Source organism: Sphingomonas sp. DMC6 (assembly GCF_056314225.1).
The window spans coordinates 82,951-101,674 of record NZ_JBQUYT010000007.1 but is presented as its reverse complement, the minus strand read 5'-3'; the positions used below and the strand labels follow the sequence as shown (position 1 = coordinate 101,674).

Sequence of the window (18,724 nt, the reverse complement as noted above, 5' to 3'; positions counted from 1 at the left end):
CGCGATGACCACCCCCCTCGCCGCGACCCTGGGACTGGTGAAGCAGTTCGGTGCCCTCACCGCGCTGGACGGCGTCGATATGCAGATCCTCCCGGGGCAGGTGACGGGGCTGGTCGGGCCGGACGGGGCGGGCAAGACGACGCTGATCCGCATTCTCGCCGGGCTGATGGCGCCCGGCGGCGGGCAAGTGACGGTGCTCGGCGACGCGCCCGGGGCACGGCTCGACGCGCTCGGCTATATGCCGCAGCGCTTCGGCCTTTATGAAGACCTGAGCGTCCTCGAAAACCTCACCCTCTATGCCGAAGTCCGAGGCCTTCCGCGCGCCGAGCGGGCGGAGAGTTTCGCCCGGCTGCTCGAGTTCACCGATCTCGCCCGCTTTCAGGACCGGCTGGCCGGCAAGCTCTCCGGCGGCATGAAGCAGAAGCTGGGCCTCGCCTGCGCGCTGGTACGCACGCCGCGCGTGCTGCTGCTCGACGAGCCCGGCGTGGGCGTCGACCCCATTTCGCGGCGCGAGCTTTGGGCCATGGTCGGTGAACTGACCGGGCAGGGGATCGGCGTGCTCTGGTCGACCGCCTATCTCGACGAGGCGGAGAAGTGCGACGCCGTCTATCTGCTCAACGAAGGCCGCGTGCTGTTCGATGGTCCGCCCGGCGACCTGACCGGGGCAGTGGCGGACCGGGTATTCCGCGTCACCGGCTTTCGCGAGCGCCGGCGGCAATATCTGACGCGCGCGCTCGACCGGCCCGACGTGGTCGATGGCACCATCCAGGGGCGCTCGGTGCGGCTGCTGCTGCGGCCCGGGGCAGCGCTGGCGACGGACGACGGCACCGTCTCGCCCGCGCCGCCGCGCTTCGAAGACGGGTTTATCGAGCGGCTGGGCGGCGGCCCCAAGGGCACCAGCCGGCTGGCCGAAGCCTATCGCACCATCCCCGCCAGCGACGCCCCGGCGATCGAGGCGAAGGGGCTGACCAAGCGCTTCGGCGATTTCGTGGCCGCGCGCGACATGGTGTTCGAAATTCCGCGCGGCCAGATTTTCGGGCTGCTCGGCCCCAATGGGGCTGGCAAGTCGACCACCTTCAAGATGCTGTGCGGGCTGCTCACGCCGACCAGCGGGACCGGATCGGTCGCGGGGCATGATCTGCGCCGGGCGCGCGCCGATGCGCGTGCGTCGCTGGGGTATATGGCGCAGAAATTCTCGCTCTATGGCGATCTCAGCGTCCGCCAGAATCTCGATTTCTTTGCCGGCGCCTATGATCTCGACCGTACGCGCGCCCGCCGCGCGATTGCGGCGATGATCGAGATTTTCGAACTGGGCGGCAAGCTCGACGTCAACGCCGGCACCCTGCCGCTCGGCTTCAAGCAGCGCCTCGCGCTGGCCTGCGCAGTGATGCACGAGCCGCCGGTGCTGTTCCTTGACGAGCCGACTTCTGGCGTCGACCCTGTCACCCGGCGCGAATTCTGGATGCACATCAACGGGCTCGTCGAAAAGGGCGTCACCGTGCTGGTGACGACGCACTTTATGGACGAAGCCGAATATTGCGACCGCGCGACGTTGATCTATCGCGCCGAACAGATCGCCACCGGCACGCCCGACGAGCTGAAGGCCCGCGCGGCGGACCTGTCCGGCCACGACGATCCGACGATGGAAGACGCCTTCATCGCGCTGATCGAGGCGTTCGACCGCGCGCGGGAAGGCAAGGCGGCGGCATGAGCGGCATCCGCTTCTCGCCACGCCGGCTCGCGGCTCTGGTTGCCAAGGAAACGCGGCAGATCCTGCGCGATCCCTCGACTTTCCTGATCGCCTTCGTGCTGCCGATGATCCTGCTCTTTCTGTTCGGCTATGCGATTTCGCTCGATACCAGCCGCACCCGGGTGGCGGTGGTGCTGGAGGATTCGAGCGCGCCGGCGCTGCGGCTGGCGGAGGCCTTCCAGCGATCGGCCTGGTTCGACGTGACGATGGCGCGGACGATGGCGCCGGTGCGCGACCGCATCGTCGACGGCAGCGTCCGCGCGATCATCGTCATCCCCGCCGATTTCGGCAGCCGCTTTGCACAGGGCCGGGTGGAGCCGATCCAGATCATCGCCGACGGATCGCAGCCCAATACCGCCAACTTCGTCGCCGCCTATGCCGAAGGGGTGCGCGCCGCCTGGGCGGCGAGCGAGGGGCTGGAACGCAACCCGGCAGGGGCCGGGGCACCGATCACGCTCTCCTCGCGCTTCTGGTACAATCCCGAACTCAAGAGCCGGTACTTCCTGGTGCCGGGTTCGATCGCCAATGTGATGACGATGATCGGCACGCTGCTTACCGCGCTGGTCGTCGCCCGCGAATGGGAACGCGGCACGATGGAAGCGATGATGGCCACGCCGATCAGCATGGCCGAATTCATCGCCAGCAAGCTGCTGCCCTATTTCGTGTTGGCGATTGCCTCGATGGTGCTGTGCACGGTGATTGCGATCTTCCTGTTCGGCGTGCCCTTCCGCGGATCGCTGTTCGCGCTGTTCGCGATTGCCGCAGCGTTCCTGATGCCGGCGCTGGGGCTGGGGCTGTTCATTTCGGCGGCGACCAAGAACCAGTTCGTCGCCAGCCAGATCGCGCTGCTCACCGCCTTTCTGCCGACGATGCTGCTGTCGGGCTTCGTTTTCGAGATCAGCTCGATGCCACTGCCGATCCGGCTGCTGACCTATGCGGTGCCCGCCCGTTACCTGATCCCCAGTCTGGAGACCGTGTTCCTCGCCGGCGACCAATGGAGGCTGATCCTGCCCAATATCGGCATGATGCTCGGCTTCGGCGCGCTGTTCTTCACGCTCGCCTTCCGCACCACGCGGCGGAGCCTCGACTGATGCGGCGGCTGCTTGCGATGATCGCCAAGGAATGGTGGGCGATGCTGCGCGATCCCAAGGCGCGGCTGGTGCTGATCGCGCCGCCGCTGATGCAGCTGTTCATCTTCGCCTATGCAACCACGCTCGACGTGAAGCGGGTCGATATCGGCGTGCTCGACCGGAGCGGCGGCGTGCAGGCCAATGAACTGGTCCGCCGCATCGCCGGCAGCCCCTGGTTCCGCCATGTAGTCCGCCTCGATAGCCCGCGTGCGCTGCGCGAGGCGGTCGACGGGCAGAAGGTGGTGGCGGCGGTGGTGATCGAGCAGGATTTCGACCGCGCCCTCGCCCGGGGCGACAGTGCCACGGTGGGCGTGGTGCTCGACGGCCGGCGCTCGAACGCGGCGCAGATCGTCAACGGCTATCTCGGCCAGATCGTCGCGGGCATGAACGCAACGCTCGCCCCGCCGCGCGTGGCGGCGGCAGGCGGCGGCAGCGTCATTACCAACTGGTTCAACCCCACGCTCTCCTATTTCTGGTTCACTCTGCCGTCGCTGGTGGCGCTGATCACGTCGGTCTCCGGGCTGGCGGTGACGTCGCAGACGGTGGCGCGCGAGCGCGAGCTGGGCACGTTCGACCAGTTGATGGTCTCGCCGCTCCGCGTCCATGAAATCCTGATCGGCAAGATGATGCCGCCGCTCGCGATCGGCATGTTCAACGGCCTGGCCTATCTGATCATCGCGCCCCTGGTGTTTGGCGTGCCGTTCACCGGATCGCTGCTGCTGTTCGTGCTGTCGCTGGCAGTCTACCTGCTCGCCGTGATCGGCCTGGGGCTGCTGATCTCCGTGATCGCGCAGACCCAGCAACAGGCGTTTCTCGGCATGTTTCTGGTGACCGTGCCGCTGATCCTGCTGTCGGGCTATGCCAGCCCGATCGACAATATGCCGGGCTGGCTGCAGACCGTCACTTACCTCGATCCCGCCCGCTATTTCCTCGCCATCGTCCAGGGGCTGTTCCTGAAGGCGATGCCGGCTTCCGCCGTGTTCCACCAGCTTTGGCCGCTGGCGCTGATCGGCTGTGCGACGCTGTCCGTGTCCGCCTGGCTGTTCCGCGCGCGCATGGAGTGACTATGCCTCGCTTGCCTGTCCTGCTGCTTCTGGGGTCTGCGCTTGCCGGCTGCACCGTCGGGCCGGATTATCACCGCCCGCCGTCGCCCGCCGCCGCTGCCGCGCCCTGGCTGGAACCGGCGGCGCCCGGCCCGGTCGACCTGCAATGGTGGCAGGCATTTGGCGACGCGCAACTGAACGCGCTGATCGATCGTGCCATGGCCGGCACGCCCGATCTGTTGCAGGCCGAAGCGCGGATCGCCGAGGCGCGCGCCAACCGCGATGCGGTGGCGGGCGGGCGGCAGCCCAGCGTTTCCGCCACCGGATCGGCGACGCAGAACCGGCTGAGCGAGAACGGCCAGCTGCCGGTCGGGCGGCTGCCGGTGCTCAAGCGCGACCTGCACCTGTTCGATGTCGGCTTCGACGCAAGTTGGGAGATCGATCTCTGGGGCCGCCGCACCCGCCAGATCGAGGCTGCCGATGCAAGGGTGGAGGCGGCGACCTACGCCCGGCGCGACGTAATGCTGTCGCTGATTGCCGAAATTGCCCGCAGCTATTTCGAGTTGCGCGGGGCGCAGGCATCTGCCGCATCGGCCCAGGCGGTGGCGGATGCCGACGCCGCGCTCGCCCGGCTGACCGGCCTGCGTCGTGTCGCGGGCGAGGCGAGCGCGGTCGAGGCCGAACGCGCCGACGCCGCCGCCCGCGCCAGCGCAGCGGCGGTGCCCGGCCTGCAGGCGCAGGCAGCGGCCGCAGCCTATCGCGTCGCCGGCCTGCTGGGCGTGGCGCCGGAGGAGGTGGTCCCGGCGCTGCTGAAGCCCGCGCCGGTGCCTGCCAGCCCGGACACTATCCTCGCCGGCGTCCGTTCGGATCTGCTCGAACGCCGGCCCGACATCCGCCAGGCCGAACGCCAGCTCGCCGCCGCAACGGGCGACATCGGCGTGGCAAAGGCAGACCTGTTTCCGCGTTTCAGGCTCGGCGCAGCGATCGGCCAGCAGGCGCAGGAACCGGGCGATCTCGTTTCCGCCAGCAGCACCCGCTGGCAGATCGGTCCCAGCTTTTCCTGGCCCATCTTCAACGGCGGCACGATCCGTGCCCAGATCCGCGCCGCTGATGCCCGCGCCGATCAGTCTGCGGCGGCCTATGCCAAGGCCGTCACCGGCGCGCTGTCTGACAGCGAGGCGGCGATAAACCGCTTTCTCCACACCCGCACCGCCGCGGCAGACGCTGCCGCTGCGCTGGCGCGCGAACAGGCTGCCTTCGCGCTCGTCGAACAGCGGGTCGCGCGGGGCGAGGACGATCAGCTGGCGCTGGAGCGCGGCCGCGAGGCGGTACTGGCGGCGCAGCAGCGCGCCGATCAGGCGCGGACGAGCAAGGGACAGGCAGCGGTGGCGCTCTACAAGGCGCTGGGCGGCGGCTGGCGGGAGTGAGGGGGGCGGATTAATTCCCCTCCCTGCATTGCAGGGAGGGGTTAGGGGTGGGGCCGCCGCCGTCAGGCGGCGGGAGTCGCTGTCGGTTTAGCGAAGGAATCTTTGAAGCGCGCAGACGCGCGCACCCACCCCAGCCCCCTCCCTTTCAGGGAGGGGAGTGCGACAGCTCCAAAACGCGAACGAAGCCCGCCCTTACCGCCGCGCGTCCGGACCGCCGCGATAGCCGCCCTGGCGTTCGAGCATCCAGCCGGGATATTCCGCCGGCAGCGCGCTCACTGCGTCCAGCCGCGCCAGTTCGTCGGCGGTGAAGTCCACCTCCACTGCGCCCAGATTGTCGCTCAGCTGCTCGGGCCGCTTGGCGCCGACGATCACGCTGGAAACTGCACGCTGGTGGAGCAGCCAGCCCAGTGCGAGCTGCGCCACCGAGCGGCCCTTGGCCGCGGCCAATTCGCGCAGCACGTCGATCACGTCATAGGCGCGATCCTTGTTCACCGGCGGGAAGTCGAAACCGGCACGGCGCCCTTCGCCTTCGCCCTCGCGGGTATATTTGCCCGACAGGAAGCCGCCGGCCAGCGGGCTCCACACCATCAGGCCCAGACCTTCGGACTGGAGCATCGGGATCACCTCGCGCTCCAGGTCGCGCCCGGCAATCGTGTAATAGGCTTGCAGCGAGGCGATCGGCGCATAGTCGCGCACGGCGGCAATGCCGACCGCCTTCATCACCTGCCACGCCGCCCAGTTGGACAGCCCGAAATAGCGGACCAGGCCGCGCCGAACGAGGCTGTCGAGCGCGTACAGCGTCTCCTCGATCGGTGTCGTCGCGTCGAAGCCGTGGATCTGGTACAGGTCGATATGGTCGGTCTGCAGCCGCTTCAGGCTTTCCTTGACCTGAGCCAGGATATGGCCGCGTGAGGCGCCGGCGCCGTTCGGGCCGGGGTGCATCCGGCCCATCACCTTGGTCGCCACCACCACTTCATGCCGGTTGACGCCCAGATTGCGCAGCGACTGTCCCAGGATTTCCTCCGAACGGCCGGCTGCATAGACATTGGCAGTGTCGATAAAATTGATACCGGCATCCAGCGCAGTCTTGACCAGCGCGTCCGCCTCTTCCTGCCCAAGCTGGCCGATCTGGCCCCACATCCCGTCGCTGCCGCCAAAGGTCATGGTGCCGAGGCAGAGTTCGGACACGATCAGGCCGCTGCGGCCGAGTTGATTATAGCGCATGGGGGATCCTCCGTGGAATGGACGGACCCGGCAGATGTGCATTGCGGGGCGGCGCGGCAATGGTCGTCGCCGGCTTTTTCAGCCCTGCAAAGTCTTCAGCCCTGCAAAGTCGCCAGTGCGCCGATCAGTTCGTGCTGCCGCAGCGGCTTTTCGAGCATCATCGCATAGCCGCTTTCGCGTGCGCGATCGTCCAGCCCCGGTATGGCATGACCGGTCATCAGCACCGCCTGACCGGTCCAGCCCTTTTCATACAGCGCCTTGATCAACGCGATGCCATCGCCATCGGGCAGGCGATAGTCTGCCACCAGAAAGTCGGCGCGCGCCGCCTCCGGGTCGGCCAGCAACGGACCCGCTGCGCTGTGCGAACGCACGTCATAGCCGCGGCCGTGCAGCAGCAGATGCGTGGCGCGACGGACGCCATCATCATCTTCGACCAGCAGAACGCGGGGGCGCAGGGAGGCAGGAGAATGGGTCATGCAACTCGAGTTGGAACGGTTCCGGGCAAACCTGCCAACCCCTGCAGGCAACGTCTCTACGCAATATTCCTAGGGTGAGCGATCACGCCGCGTCCGGGTCGCCCTCCAGCCCGGCGGCAAAGGCGATGCGCAGCGCTTCGGACAGGCTGCGCGCGCCCAGCTTGCTCATCGCATTGGCGCGGTGCACCTCCACCGTGCGCGGCGAGATGCCCAGGTCGTAGGCAATCGTCTTGTTCGGGTGGCCGCGCACCAGCCCGCGCAGCACGTCGCGCTCGCGGGGGGTGAGCTGGGCGATGCGCAGTTCGGCGTCACGGCCGGTGGCGATCTGGTCGGCGCCCTGGCGCAACCGCTCGAAGCCGCGCTCGATCGCATCGGTCAGCGCGGCGCGTTCGAACGGCTTTTCAATGAAGTCGACGGCGCCGCCTTTCATCGCGGTGACGGCGGTGGTGATGTCGCCATGCCCGGTCAGCACGATTACCGGCATACGCACGCCGCGCGCATTCAGTTCGGCCTGCACCTCCAGCCCGTCCATCTGCGGCATGCGTACGTCGAGCAGGATGCAGCCTTCCTCGGCATCGCGCACCTCCTGCAGGAATTCGACGCCGGAGGCATAGGTCTTCACTTCATAGCCCGAGGTGCGCAGCATGAAGCTGGCCGAACGCCGGATCGATTCCTCGTCGTCGACGAGGTGGATGAGTTGTCTGTCAGTCATGCGGATCGTCCGTTCCAGCGCCCATGATGGTGAAGTGGAAAATCGTGCCGCCGCCGGCGCGCGGCTCTGCCCATATCCGGCCGCCATGCGCCTCGACGATCGTGCGACAGATCGAAAGCCCCAGGCCCATGCCATGTTCCTTGGTGCTGGCGAACGCTTCGAACAGGCGTGGAGCCAGCGTCGGGTCGATACCCGGCCCGGTGTCCGCCACCGAGATGCGGATCATGCTGCGCGAGGTCGCTTCGCTCGATACCGTCACGTCGCGCTGCTCGCTGTCGGCCATCGCTTCCACGGCGTTGCGGATCAGGTTGACCAGCACCTGCTGGATCTGCACCCGGTCGCACAGCACCGCGCCTGCCGCTGGATCAAGGTCGAAAAAGGCGCGGACGCCGCGTTCGCGTGCACCCACCAGCGCCAGCCGGCTTGCCTCGTCGATCAGGCGGGGCAGATCCTCGATGCTCTTCTCGACATCGCCGCGCGCGACGAAATCGCGCAGCCGCCGCACGATATTGCCCGCGCGCAGCGCCTCGCGGGTCGATTCCTCCATCGCCTCGCGCAGCAAGGCCCGCGCCTCGGCATCGTCGGCCATGTCGAGCACGTTCTGGCCGGCTTCCATATAATTGGCGATGGCGGTCAGCGGCTGGTTCAGCTCGTGCGCCAGCGTCGATGCCATGGTGCCCATCGCAGAGAGGCGCGAGACATGGATCAGTTCGGACTGCAGCTCCTTCAGCCGCAATTCGGCGCGCTGCTCGGCGGTCAGGTCGCGGATGAAGCCGGTGAAGATGCGGTGCCCGTCGCTGCTCGCCTCGCCGACCTGCAGCTCCATCGGAAAGTCGGTGCCGTCGCGGCGCTGGCCGACGACGATGCGCCCGAGCCCGATCACGCGGCGCTCGCCGGTGGAAAGATACCGGGCGAGATAGGCGTCGTGCAGCTGGCGGTCGGGCGCCGGCATCAACAGGCTGACATTGCGGCCGACGACTTCGCTCTCCTTCCAGCCGAACAGCCGCTCGGCGGCGGCACTGAACGACAGGATCACGCCATGCTCGTCGATAACAATCATCGCCGAGGGTACCGTCGCCAGGATCGAGCGCAGATGCAGCGCGCTGCCGGCCAGTGCCGTTTCGGATGCCTTGCGGTCGGTCACGTCGCGGAACACTTCGGCATAGCCCCGCAGCGTGCCGTCGCGGGTGATTAGCGCGGTAAGCTGAACTTCGGCCAGAAACTCGGTGCCGTCGCGGCGGACGCGCCAGCGTTCCTCGATCAGCCGCCCCTCGGCATGGGTGCGGGCGAGATCCTGTTGCGGGCGGCCGGCGGCGGTTTCCGCCGGCGGATAGAGCAGCGCATGGTCCGCGCCTTCCAGCGCTTCGCCGCTCCAGCCGGTGATACGCTCGGCGCCCTGGTTCCAGCTTTGCACCTTACCGTGCGGGTCGAGCAGGAAAATGCCGCGATCCGTGGCGGCCTCCAGCAGCAGGGACAGCGCCTCGGGATCATGTTCTGGCTTCATATGCATGATCCGAAAGGACATTCCTGTACTGCGCGAACAACATCTCCACCATGCGACGACGCTGCGGTTTCGTTCAAGCGAATTTGATCGCGATCAAGGTCCGATTTGGCCGGGATGCGATCATGGAACGCTTTTGACAGAGGTGTTCCCATGTTCGACATCATCGGCAGCAACTATCTGTTCGTCGCGCTTGGCGCGTTCGGCCTGTTCCTCGCCGCGCTGGCATTCGTCAGCGTCACCGACCGCGAAGACCATCATCCGCGCTGATGCCCTTTCCCTTCGCTGCGGAGCGCGCTAGCGCGCTGACCATGGCGAACCAACCTGTGATAGCCGGCCTGGAACTGGGCGGCACCAAATGCGTGGCCACGCTCGGCGTGGGCCCCGGAGATATTCGCGCGCAATCGGTGGTGCCCACCACCGATCCTGCCACTACGCTCGCGGCGCTGGAGGCCGTGCTCGACGGCTGGACCTTCGACGCGATCGGCATTGCCAGCTTCGGCCCGATACAGCTCGACACTGCGCAGCCTGATTTCGGATCGATCATCGCAACCACCAAGCCGGGCTGGAGCGGCACCGATCTCACCCGCCGCCTCGCCGCCCGCTACGCCAGGCCGCTGGCGATCCAGACGGACGTCAACGGCGCGGCGCTGGCCGAGGGGCGCTGGGGTGCGGCGCAGGGGCTGGCCGCCCATGCCTATATCACCATCGGCACCGGCGTCGGGGTGGGACTGGTCGCCGGCGGCCGCCCGATCATGGGCTATGCCCATGGCGAGGCCGGCCATATGCGCTCCGCCCGCGCGCCGGGGGACAGTTTCGCCGGCTGGTGCCCCTTCCACGGCGATTGTGCAGAAGGGCTGATCTCCGGCCCGGCGCTCGCCGCGCGGTTCGGCCGTCCGGGGCAGGAAGTGCCGGACGATGCGCTCGAATGGAATTTTTTCGTCCACGACCTAGCGGTGATACTCCACAATCTGATCATGGCGCTGGCGCCCGAACGGATCGCGATCGGCGGCGGCGTCATCACGACTCGCCCCAGCCTGTTCCCGCGCGTGCGGGCGAAGGTGGCGGAAAGCCTGGCCGGCTATGGCGCGCTGGCCGGCTATGCTGCCGAGCTGGACACGCGGCTGGGGCCGCCGGGGCTGGGCGCCATGGCCGGCCCGCTGGGCGCAATCGTGATGGGGCTGGAGGCGCTGCACCGCTGAGCGCATTTGGCCGCGCGATGCGAATGCGTGCTTGCATCGCGCGGCCAAGCGGCATACAGGGCGCACCCTCGGTCGGGGCGTAGCGCAGCCTGGTAGCGCATCACACTGGGGGTGTGGGGGTCGCAGGTTCGAATCCTGTCGCCCCGACCAAGATTTCAATGACTTAGACAATATTTTCACCCCGTTGTGGGCCACCAAACTCGCTCTGGTGGTGCGCTGGTGGTGCAAATTTATTTTCGCAGCGGCCACACGGTGCAACCCAACGCGACGCTATTGAGCGCCCCCGGCACCCTTCCGAATTGAAGATTCGCCTCCCCACGCTTATGCCAACGGGCAGATGCGAGAGCAGTTACCTCTTCGCCCCGCCGAGTTCGTCAAAATTCGGGATGGCTATATTGCGTTTCTGAAACGACCCGCAGGAACGGCCCTTACGGCCATCATCCCGGCAAGCGTGCTTGACGCGATGGCATTGGCGGCAAGGCGCGGGAGGAACAGTCGCCGTTTAATCGATGTCTTGCGCTTGGCCTCAGCCCTCGTTGCCGTGCTCGGGGTCGCTCTCTTCCTTGCTCCCGACCCGATCGAGACGGGCATCGGGGTGGCTCTGTTGTTGGGCGGAGGCGTCGCATTCATGTTGGCGCACTTCCGCAGCAAGGTGCGCCGCGAACCGCAAATCGAGGAACTTGTCAGCGAAGCGAACGAGGAGCTGGAACGTGACCTGCGCGCACTCGACCTCTTTCGGGGCCAGATTGCCAGCGGCGATATCCCGACTGCGCAACTGCTTCCCGATGGGGCGTTCAAGTCGCTGTCACCAAATGCCTTGCAAGCATTTCTTGCCGATCATGGCGCCTTGCTTGTTGTCAGCAGGGACCAAGACCTCTGGCAATGCGTCCCGCATCGTCCGATCCCGATGAGCGAATTATGGGTCAAGCTGGGCGCGCGCATGGCGCCCGCCCTTGTCACGTCGAGAACATTGCTGGACACCGCCGACCGCGAACTGTTCGACCGCCGCACCGCATGGCTTCTCGCCCATGCCGTTGAAACCAACCAGCGCGCGAACGCCTTCCGCGAGGCCATTCAGATCATCATTGCCCTGCGACGCCCCGAACTCGACGGAATGACCTTCGAGCGGAAGAAGGAAATCCTTCGCAAAGAAGGCATTGGAGACAGCCGGATGGAAAAAATCCATGCTGGCGTCTATCCCGCCTTCAACAATTATCTACGCCAACTGCCCATGCATGAATTCCCGTGAATGGGGAACTGAATAGCGTCTGACGCCCCCTGCCGGCACGTCCTGCATTCTCGCGAATGGAAAGGACATCCTCATGCCGCCTGATCGAAACCGACTTTTGACGGTCGTGGACGTGCTTAACGTTACGGGCTTCAAATCCCGAACCACTCTCTATCGCCGCGCCCGCAATGGCAGCTTCCCTAGCCCCTGCCACATCGGTGCGGGCAAGATTCGATGGCGATCCGGCGATGTGGAGGACTGGCTAAATAGCCTTCAGCCCCGCCGATACTAAACCAAACCCCAGACGCTTCCCGGCCTTAGCCTGAACGATGGGCGGCCTGGTCGCGACTGAATCTCCCAGCGCGCACGAACCTACGCAATCGTGGTTTCACGAAAGGGTGACCCATGTCTTCAATCCGCAACACCGTCGATCGGTCGGTCGCAAGACTGGCGGGACGGTCCTATGCCACGCTGCGCTTCGTCTCTTCGGCAAGGTTGCAGGGCTGCGATGCTACGCATCGAGCCATCAATTCAGATACACACCTCACGCACGGGTGCATCCAGCAATTCTGCGGGTTTAGTGGGGTGCTAATAGCATCTCGCCAAACGCAGCTGCCCGGAAACCGCGCAATTCCGCCATTTCGCGCGATGGCGAATAGCATCTCGCCGGGGGCGGCACGATGAGCGCCCGCGCCCAGACCGTGCGGCTCTCTCCGGCCCAACACCGCACCCTTGCCGGCTTCGCCAAACAACGCGGACTGAGCGAATATGCGATGCTCGCCCGCGTCGTCGACGCGGGGCTGGCCGCCTTCGTTCACGGGGCAGGCGGCGGGATCGATGGCCATGAGATCGTTACCGAACTGGCATCGGTCAGCACCCGCATCGTCGATGTCGAGCGGATGCTGGACCGCACGCTGTTCACCGCCTGCGCCGCCTATTGCTACGCTCGCTGCGCGGCGAGCGGTGCGCGCAAGAGCGACGAGATCGTCACCGAAGAAATCACCGCCGCCTATAATCGCCAGCGGCGGCTTGCGCGGGAGAACCGGCGATGACCCGCGCCGACGATCGCCGCAACCATGCCGATGCCCTGCGAAAGCACCATCTCAGCACTCAGGGCGCGCGTCTCAAGCGGCATGCCATCATCATGCTGGCCTCTTTCGCCTTGGGCGGGCTGGGATTGCCCAACACGATGCTGAGCGGTGACGCCATGCTCGCCACCAGCACCTATTACTGGGCCAGAATCAAACTCTGGGCCGTGTCCGGCTGGGAGACCGATACCGGAATCGACGTTCACTATCCCGACCATGTCGAAGAAGGCAGATCGGCGCGTCAGATCATCGCGCATCCCTATTTTCGGCGACGCGTCGATCTTGTCTGGTCCTATGTCAGATGGGGCTGCGCGCTGGGCTTCGGTGGTTGGCTCGCAGCCCTGATCGCCTTGCGCGGCGTGGTGGCGCGGCGGCGCGAGCGCCTGCTGGCCGACCGCTGGATCGGCGGAACGCAGGTGGTGAGCGAGAAGCAGCTTGCCAGGCTGACCAGCAAGGAAGGCGATGCCCGCGCCCTGTCCATCGGCAAGGTGCCGATCCCCGCGCGTCTGGAAACCCGTCACATGGCGATGATCGGCACGACGGGCAGCGGCAAAACCACGGCGCTGCGTCAGTTGCTCGACGGGATCGAGGCACGAGGCGAAGCCGCTTTGGTCTACGACACCAGTGGCGAGTTCATCGCGCACTATTATAATCCGGCGCGCGGCGACATCATCCTGAATCCGTTCGATGCCCGTTGTGCCTTCTGGTCGCCCTTCGCCGAGATCGCCCACCCGGCCGACGCTGACCGTATCGCGCATCAGCTTATCACCGAGACCGGGCAACATGACAGCGACGTTTGGCTCGACACCAGCCGCATCCTTGTCGCCAATATGATCCGGGCTTTGTGGCAAGAGAACAGACGTAGCTTGCCAGACCTGCTCCATGCCCTGAAGAACCGGCCCAAGGACGACCTCAAAGAATGGCTCGCCACCAGTTCATCGGCGCGCACCTTTGCGGACGACGCCGACCGGGCGACCGGAAGCGTCCTGTTCATGCTGGCGAAGGCGGCGGACCTGATCCAGTTCCTGCGCGCCGAGGACGGCAAGGCCAAGCCCTTCTCGTTCCGCACCTTCATTGAAAAGCTGGACCGGCATCCCGGTGCGCGGCCCTGGATATTCGTGCCGAGGAAGGAGGACTATTTCGAGGCGTCGAAGCCCTTGCTTGGCCTCTGGTTGGAATGCGCGGCCAGCGCCGTGCTTGGTCTGCGTCCTTCGGAAGATCGACGCATCTGGTTCGTGCTGGACGAGCTGGCCGACCTGCCGCGCGTGGATAATCTGGCGCGGCTGCTGCCCGAAGGACGCAAATTCGGTGCGGCGGTAGTGCTGACCTTTCAGGCTCTGGGCCAGATGCAGCATCGCTATGGACCGCAGATTGCCGAATCCATGCTGGGCTGCTGCAACACCAAGCTGTTCCTGCAAACCATCGACAGCGACACCCGAAAATGGGCCAGCCAGACTATCGGCGACTGCGAGATGGAGATCCGGACCAAGACCGACATGCTGGGTGACGGCGGCGAGGGGCACCGCATCAATCTGGGCAGAATGCGCGAGGTGCGGCCTGCGGTCATGGAGAGCCAGCTACGTCTTGCACGGCATGAGGGCTATCTGTTGCTGCCCGATGGCTTGCCGGTTGCCAGGATCAGGCTGACCGCCGATCATATCGCACGGCGCGGTGATCCCAGCCAGCAGGGGTTCATCGCTGCCGATCCGGCGACCATGCTCTGGGGACAGGCCACGCAAGCTGCGCCGCCATCACCCGCACCATCGTCATCGCCGTCCACGCAGCCCAACGGTCAGGGGCCGGTGTGATGGTGGCGTCGTTATCAGCATTGACCAGTTCGGCGCAGGCCAGCAGCTATTATGAGGCCGACGACTATTATGCCGAGGGCGGGCTTTCTCCCTCCCAATGGCAAGGCCAAGGCGCGGAAGCACTGGGCCTGTCCGGCGACGTGGACCGCGATCAGTTCCGAGCCTTTCTGGACGGCAGGATCGGCGACCAGCTGCTTGGCACATTCCGCGACGGGCAGTTGAAGCATAGGCCCGGCTGGGACGTGACCTTGAGTGCGCCCAAGTCGGTGTCGATCATGGCGGAGGTGGCGGGCGATCGGCGGTTGATCGCCGCACATAGCGAGGCCGTGAAAACCGCGATGGCGCATGTCGAACGCCATATGGCCGCCACCCGTATTCGCGATGGCGGCACCGTCGCCCGCGAGGCAACCGGCAATCTGGTCATTGCCAGCTTCCAGCACGGTACCAGCCGCGCGCAGGACCCGCAGCTTCATACCCACAACGTCATCATGAACGCGACGCAGGGAGAGGACGGTGCTTGGCGTAGCCTGGAACCACGCGCGATCTATCAGCTTCAGAAGCAGATCGGGGCGATCTACCGGCAGGAACTGGCCTTGAGGGTCCGGGAACTCGGCTATGAGATCGAGGCAGGTAAAGAGTCCATGTTCGAGATCAGGGGTGTCTCCGCCGACGTCATCGAGGCGTTCAGCACCCGCAGCGCTGAGATCGAGGCCGCACTGGTGGAGCGCGGTACGTCGCGGGATGCCGCCAGCGCCCTCGAGAAGCAGATGGCGACGCTCGACACCCGCGAGGCCAAGGTCGTCGCCGACCATGCGAGTCTCGTCGCGGACTGGCGGGATACGGCGAACAAAGCTGGATTCGGCGTGGAAGCGAGAATGACGATGGTCAGGGAGGCCGAAGCCAGGGCCGCCGACCCTTCCCATCGCGCGGCAATGGAATTTCAGGGCGAGAACGCCGCTGCCCGCGCGGTTGCGCATGCCGCCGACAAGCTGGGCGAGCGGCAGTCGGTATTCTCCGCCGCCGCCTTGCAGGAGGAAGCCGGAAGGATCGGGCTGGGTCGGATCGGTTACGCGCAGATCGGGGCCGCCATCGAGATGGCCACAAAACAGGGTGATTTAATCGACCGCATCCATATCGACCGGCGCGGTGCGGAGTTTGCGGGGTTTACCACGCGGCAGAATGTCGCAACCGAAGCGAAGATGCTGAGGGTCGAGGCGGAAGGGCGCGGGGTGCTCCTCCCTATCGCGTCGCCGCTTGCCGCCGCCAAGGCCGTCGCCAGCGCTGCGGCCCAGGCCGAGCGTGCAGGCCATAGCTGGAACGGCGATCAGCGTGCCGCCACCGAGCAGCTTCTGACCAGCCGCAACCGGATTACCGCTGTTCAAGGTTATGCTGGCACAGCCAAGACCACGACCGTTCTTGCAACCTTCGCCCGTGAAGCCGAAGCGCGCGGGATAGCCGTTACGGCATTGGCCCCGACCGCGTCGGCGGCGATGGTATTGGGGGAAGCCCTGGGTACGCGTGGCGATACCGTTGCCCGGCACCTATTATCGCCAGAGCGTGTTGATCCCACCCGGCCTGCCGCGTGGATCGTGGACGAGGCTTCGCTTTTGTCAGCGCGTGACACTGCCCGGCTTTTCGACCTGGCCTCGAAGCATGGTGCCCGCGTCGTACTTGTCGGTGACGTGAAGCAGTTGGGTTCGGTCGAGGCGGGTGCGGCCTTTGCCCAGTTGCAGGGCGCGGGAATGGAAACCGCCAGACTGGCCGAGATCGTGCGGCAGACCAACGAATCCGCCAAAGAGGCTGTACTGGCATCGATCGAGGGGGATGCCCGGAAGGCGCTAGCCGCGCTGGACCGGGGCGGTGGGCAGATCATCGAGAATGGCGATCGGGCAGCGCGTTTTGCGGTCATCGCCGAGCGATATGCCGGGCTGGGCAAGGCAGAACGTGCCCGTACCATCGTGATCGAGCCGTCGCGCGAAGGGCGCGATGCGCTGACCGCCGACATTCGCGCGGCGCTTACCCGATCGGGTGCGCTGGCCGGTCCTGCCGTCCCGGTGGAAGCCCTTGTCAACAAGGGGCTGACCCGCGCCGAGGCTCGCGATTCGTTGAGTTACGACAAGGGCGATGTCGTCCGCTTCACCCGCGATTATGCCGACAAGGGCGTGGCGTGCGGCGAAGCCTACCGCGTCGAGAGTGTCGACCCAGCCAAAGCCGCCATCGCGCTCAAGTCGGAGGACGGGCGCGAGGTGGATTGGCGCTTGCGGCAATGGGGTGCGGGCCATGTCCAGGCTTTCGCGCCGCAGCCGTTGGACCTGAAGGCCGGTGATGCCATCCGGTTCACCCGCAACGACCGCGAGGCGGGCCGGATCAATGGTGCGCGCGCGGAGGTGATTGCGGTGGATCAGCAGGCCCGCACTGCCACCATTCAGACCGCGCGCGATAGGACGGAAACGCTCCACCTTGATTCCGCCCGCGATCGGCATGTTGCCCATGCCTATGTCGATACCGCCTTCACCGCCCAGGGGCGTACCGCCGATCATGTCATCATCCATGCCGACAGTAAGGCAGCCAATCTGGTCGATCAGAAATCCTTCTATGTGGGGATATCCCGAGCTAGGGAATCCGCAACTATCTTCACCAACGATCGCGGCAAGCTGGTCGCTGCGATCGGCGAACGGGCCGGCCAGGTGCAGACTGCTATCGCTCAGGCGGCGGCATCCGGGCTGGCGGCGAGCAACTCGAAAGGAGCCCGGTTGGGTTGAGGCCTGATTTACGTTCACGAGCCTACCGGTGTGGCGGAAATCAGTTGTCTTAGCATTACTTTGGCATAACTGTGGGATGCGGTGGTGGCAGCGACGTTCCGCAGTGCGGACGTTGGCGCGGCGGCGGGCGTAGCAGGCGATCAAGGATGGCCTGACGGACAGCCGGCAGACTCGGTTGCGGTGGCGGACCGGAGAGTCTTTTTTTCCGTCCCGTCTGAGCGAGCCTTCGTGTTTGCAGGAAAGCATAGGCGATCATGGTCATGAGCGCATGGCGATGGAGCCGGGTCCACGAGCGACCTTCGAAATGGTCGAGACCGAGTTCCTCCTTGAGTTGCTGATGCGCCTGTTCGCAGATCCAGCGCGCCTTGATGGCGCCGGCGACATCCTTGATCGGCGTGTCGGCGGGCAGGTTCGAGAGATAGTATTTCCGCTCGCCGCTGGAGCGATGCTCGCCCACCAGCCAGGCCTCTTCGCCTGGCATATGTTGTGCGCCAGCAGGGCCGATCCGCTGGGGCGCGCCATCGGCGATGCGCACACGCATGGCGGCAAAGCGAGCCTTCAGACGGCCCTTGGTGCCTCGGCGCCAACTGATCTGCCGCCACTTCGCCTCTTCCAGCATGGCATGGGCGGCTCGGGATTTGACATCGGGCACATGCCGAACCCGCGGTTTTCCACGTCCCGCCACAGGAAAGATCAACTGCACGTCTGCGGGATAGACCTTCTGATGGCGGGGAATGCCGACGGCCCAGCACAATCCTCGAGCGCTGAGCGCCTGCCGGAAGGGGGCTGACACGCCGTAGCCGGCATCCGCGAGGACGCAGCCAAAACGCACACCGGCAGCCAGGACGCGGTCGATCTCCTCAAGGGCGATGTCAGGCTTTGTGCGATAGGCCTGGAACGCTTCGGGCACGCCCGCCCTTGCCATCCGGGGCAGGTCGTTGGTCCAGCTTTCCGGCAGGAACAGTCGCAGGCCCAGCATGGGCGGAACTTCCCCCGAGACCAGCGTCACCGACACCAGGGTCTGGCAGTTCGCGTTCTTGCCCAGCACCGTGGCGTATTGCGGCGCGACACCGGCCGAGGCCTTCCACTTCTTGGGGAGCGCCGTATCGTCGATGATGAGCCAGGCCTTGTCACCGCCAACCAGCGCATCCGCCTGTCGCCACAACGTCACCTCCAGCGGCGCCCTGTCCCAAAGCCCCGCCCCGATGAAATGGTGGAGCCGGTCATAGCTGAGCGCTTCGGCCCGTGCTGCCATCTGCTGGATGCTCTTGCGGTCACCAGGACCGATCAGGCCGGCGATATAGGCCGGACACATCCGACGTCGCGTGTTTGGTCCCAGCATGTGATGGTGTAGATTTATCGCCATCGCAGCG

The 18,724-nt window shown here is 66.0% G+C and carries 14 protein-coding genes, 1 tRNA gene and 1 pseudogene; 11 read left to right on the top strand and 5 right to left on the bottom strand.

Features of this window, described 5'->3' with window-relative positions; translation table 11 throughout:
* The first annotated feature begins 4 nt into the window (after positions 1 to 4).
* The 4 genes from ACT53M_RS16140 to ACT53M_RS16125 are packed head-to-tail and all read left to right on the top strand — an operon-like array spanning position 5 to position 5,350.
* Entirely contained in the window at positions 5 to 1,711 is a 1,707-nt protein-coding gene (locus ACT53M_RS16140) for an ATP-binding cassette domain-containing protein (protein ID WP_476234644.1), read from the top strand.
* Complete coding sequence (locus ACT53M_RS16135) at positions 1,708 to 2,841, top strand: ABC transporter permease (protein WP_476234643.1); 1,134 nt, start codon at positions 1,708 to 1,710, stop codon at positions 2,839 to 2,841. Before ACT53M_RS16140 ends, ACT53M_RS16135 begins: the two co-directional genes overlap by 4 nt.
* Entirely contained in the window at positions 2,841 to 3,944 is a 1,104-nt protein-coding gene (locus ACT53M_RS16130; RefSeq protein WP_476234641.1) for an ABC transporter permease, read from the top strand. The genes ACT53M_RS16135 and ACT53M_RS16130 overlap by 1 nt, the downstream gene beginning before the upstream one ends.
* A 2-nt stretch (positions 3,945 to 3,946) precedes the next feature.
* Positions 3,947 to 5,350 carry an efflux transporter outer membrane subunit gene (locus ACT53M_RS16125; protein ID WP_476234640.1) on the top strand — a complete coding sequence of 468 codons (1,404 nt, stop codon included), beginning with the start codon at positions 3,947 to 3,949 and terminating at the stop codon, positions 5,348 to 5,350.
* Positions 5,351 to 5,542: 192 nt separating this feature from the next.
* Here ACT53M_RS16125 and ACT53M_RS16120 read toward each other — a convergent pair whose 3' ends face one another.
* The 4 genes from ACT53M_RS16120 to ACT53M_RS16105 all read right to left on the bottom strand — a co-directional run bounded on the left by ACT53M_RS16120 (position 5,543) and on the right by ACT53M_RS16105 (position 9,272).
* Positions 5,543 to 6,574 carry an aldo/keto reductase gene (locus tag ACT53M_RS16120; protein ID WP_476234639.1) on the bottom strand — a complete coding sequence of 344 codons (1,032 nt, stop codon included), beginning with the start codon at positions 6,572 to 6,574 and terminating at the stop codon, positions 5,543 to 5,545.
* 95 nt (positions 6,575 to 6,669) lie between these two features.
* Positions 6,670 to 7,050 (bottom strand): response regulator, encoded by a 381-nt coding sequence (locus tag ACT53M_RS16115; protein ID WP_476234638.1) that lies wholly within the window; start codon positions 7,048 to 7,050, stop codon positions 6,670 to 6,672.
* 82 nt (positions 7,051 to 7,132) lie between these two features.
* Complete coding sequence (locus ACT53M_RS16110) at positions 7,133 to 7,762, bottom strand: response regulator transcription factor (RefSeq protein WP_476234637.1); 630 nt, start codon at positions 7,760 to 7,762, stop codon at positions 7,133 to 7,135.
* Entirely contained in the window at positions 7,755 to 9,272 is a 1,518-nt protein-coding gene (locus ACT53M_RS16105; protein ID WP_476234636.1) for a PAS domain-containing sensor histidine kinase, read from the bottom strand. The genes ACT53M_RS16110 and ACT53M_RS16105 overlap by 8 nt, the downstream gene beginning before the upstream one ends.
* Positions 9,273 to 9,574: 302 nt before the next feature.
* Between ACT53M_RS16105 and ACT53M_RS16100 the strand changes: the two genes are divergently transcribed.
* The 7 genes from ACT53M_RS16100 to mobF all read left to right on the top strand — a co-directional run bounded on the left by ACT53M_RS16100 (position 9,575) and on the right by mobF (position 17,351).
* On the top strand, positions 9,575 to 10,465 hold the full coding sequence (locus ACT53M_RS16100; protein ID WP_476234634.1) for an ROK family protein: 891 nt from the start codon (positions 9,575 to 9,577) through the stop codon (positions 10,463 to 10,465).
* Positions 10,466 to 10,538: 73 nt separating this feature from the next.
* Positions 10,539 to 10,615, top strand: a tRNA-Pro gene (locus tag ACT53M_RS16095).
* 187 nt (positions 10,616 to 10,802) lie between these two features.
* A complete protein-coding gene (locus ACT53M_RS16090; protein ID WP_476229581.1) occupies positions 10,803 to 11,714 on the top strand; it encodes a hypothetical protein in 912 nt (303 codons plus the stop codon).
* A gap of 73 nt (positions 11,715 to 11,787) precedes the next feature.
* Positions 11,788 to 11,985: a helix-turn-helix transcriptional regulator gene (locus ACT53M_RS16085; protein ID WP_476229580.1), complete on the top strand. Its 198-nt coding sequence runs from the start codon at positions 11,788 to 11,790 to the stop codon at positions 11,983 to 11,985.
* 388 nt (positions 11,986 to 12,373) lie between these two features.
* Complete coding sequence (locus tag ACT53M_RS16080; protein ID WP_476229579.1) at positions 12,374 to 12,745, top strand: hypothetical protein; 372 nt, start codon at positions 12,374 to 12,376, stop codon at positions 12,743 to 12,745.
* Positions 12,742 to 14,589: a type IV secretion system DNA-binding domain-containing protein gene (locus ACT53M_RS16075; RefSeq protein WP_476229578.1), complete on the top strand. Its 1,848-nt coding sequence runs from the start codon at positions 12,742 to 12,744 to the stop codon at positions 14,587 to 14,589. The genes ACT53M_RS16080 and ACT53M_RS16075 overlap by 4 nt, the downstream gene beginning before the upstream one ends.
* The gene (mobF, locus tag ACT53M_RS16070; protein WP_476229577.1) at positions 14,589 to 17,351 is read left to right on the top strand and encodes a MobF family relaxase; all 2,763 of its coding nucleotides are present in this window, start codon (positions 14,589 to 14,591) and stop codon (positions 17,349 to 17,351) included. The genes ACT53M_RS16075 and mobF overlap by 1 nt, the downstream gene beginning before the upstream one ends.
* 140 nt (positions 17,352 to 17,491) lie before the next feature.
* Here the strand turns inward: mobF and ACT53M_RS16065 are convergent.
* Positions 17,492 to 18,717 (bottom strand): annotated as a pseudogene (locus ACT53M_RS16065) (IS701 family transposase).
* Positions 18,718 to 18,724: the final 7 nt, after the last annotated feature.

Excerpts from the sequence above, each read along its gene's own strand:
- ACT53M_RS16135 (WP_476234643.1), top strand. The coding sequence starts at position 1,708 with ATGAGCGGCATCCGCTTCTCGCCACGCCGGCTCGCGGCTCTGGTTGCC.
- ACT53M_RS16090 (WP_476229581.1), top strand. The coding sequence starts at position 10,803 with ATGCGAGAGCAGTTACCTCTTCGCCCCGCCGAGTTCGTCAAAATTCGG.
- ACT53M_RS16125 (WP_476234640.1), top strand. The coding sequence starts at position 3,947 with ATGCCTCGCTTGCCTGTCCTGCTGCTTCTGGGGTCTGCGCTTGCCGGC.
- ACT53M_RS16100 (WP_476234634.1), top strand. The coding sequence starts at position 9,575 with ATGGCGAACCAACCTGTGATAGCCGGCCTGGAACTGGGCGGCACCAAA.
- ACT53M_RS16115 (WP_476234638.1), bottom strand. The coding sequence starts at position 7,050 with ATGACCCATTCTCCTGCCTCCCTGCGCCCCCGCGTTCTGCTGGTCGAA.
- mobF (WP_476229577.1), top strand. The coding sequence starts at position 14,589 with ATGGTGGCGTCGTTATCAGCATTGACCAGTTCGGCGCAGGCCAGCAGC.
- ACT53M_RS16140 (WP_476234644.1), top strand. The coding sequence starts at position 5 with ATGACCACCCCCCTCGCCGCGACCCTGGGACTGGTGAAGCAGTTCGGT.
- ACT53M_RS16075 (WP_476229578.1), top strand. The coding sequence starts at position 12,742 with ATGACCCGCGCCGACGATCGCCGCAACCATGCCGATGCCCTGCGAAAG.
- ACT53M_RS16110 (WP_476234637.1), bottom strand. The coding sequence starts at position 7,762 with ATGACTGACAGACAACTCATCCACCTCGTCGACGACGAGGAATCGATC.
- ACT53M_RS16080 (WP_476229579.1), top strand. The coding sequence starts at position 12,374 with ATGAGCGCCCGCGCCCAGACCGTGCGGCTCTCTCCGGCCCAACACCGC.
- ACT53M_RS16085 (WP_476229580.1), top strand. The coding sequence starts at position 11,788 with ATGCCGCCTGATCGAAACCGACTTTTGACGGTCGTGGACGTGCTTAAC.
- ACT53M_RS16105 (WP_476234636.1), bottom strand. The coding sequence starts at position 9,272 with ATGCATATGAAGCCAGAACATGATCCCGAGGCGCTGTCCCTGCTGCTG.
- ACT53M_RS16120 (WP_476234639.1), bottom strand. The coding sequence starts at position 6,574 with ATGCGCTATAATCAACTCGGCCGCAGCGGCCTGATCGTGTCCGAACTC.
- ACT53M_RS16130 (WP_476234641.1), top strand. The coding sequence starts at position 2,841 with ATGCGGCGGCTGCTTGCGATGATCGCCAAGGAATGGTGGGCGATGCTG.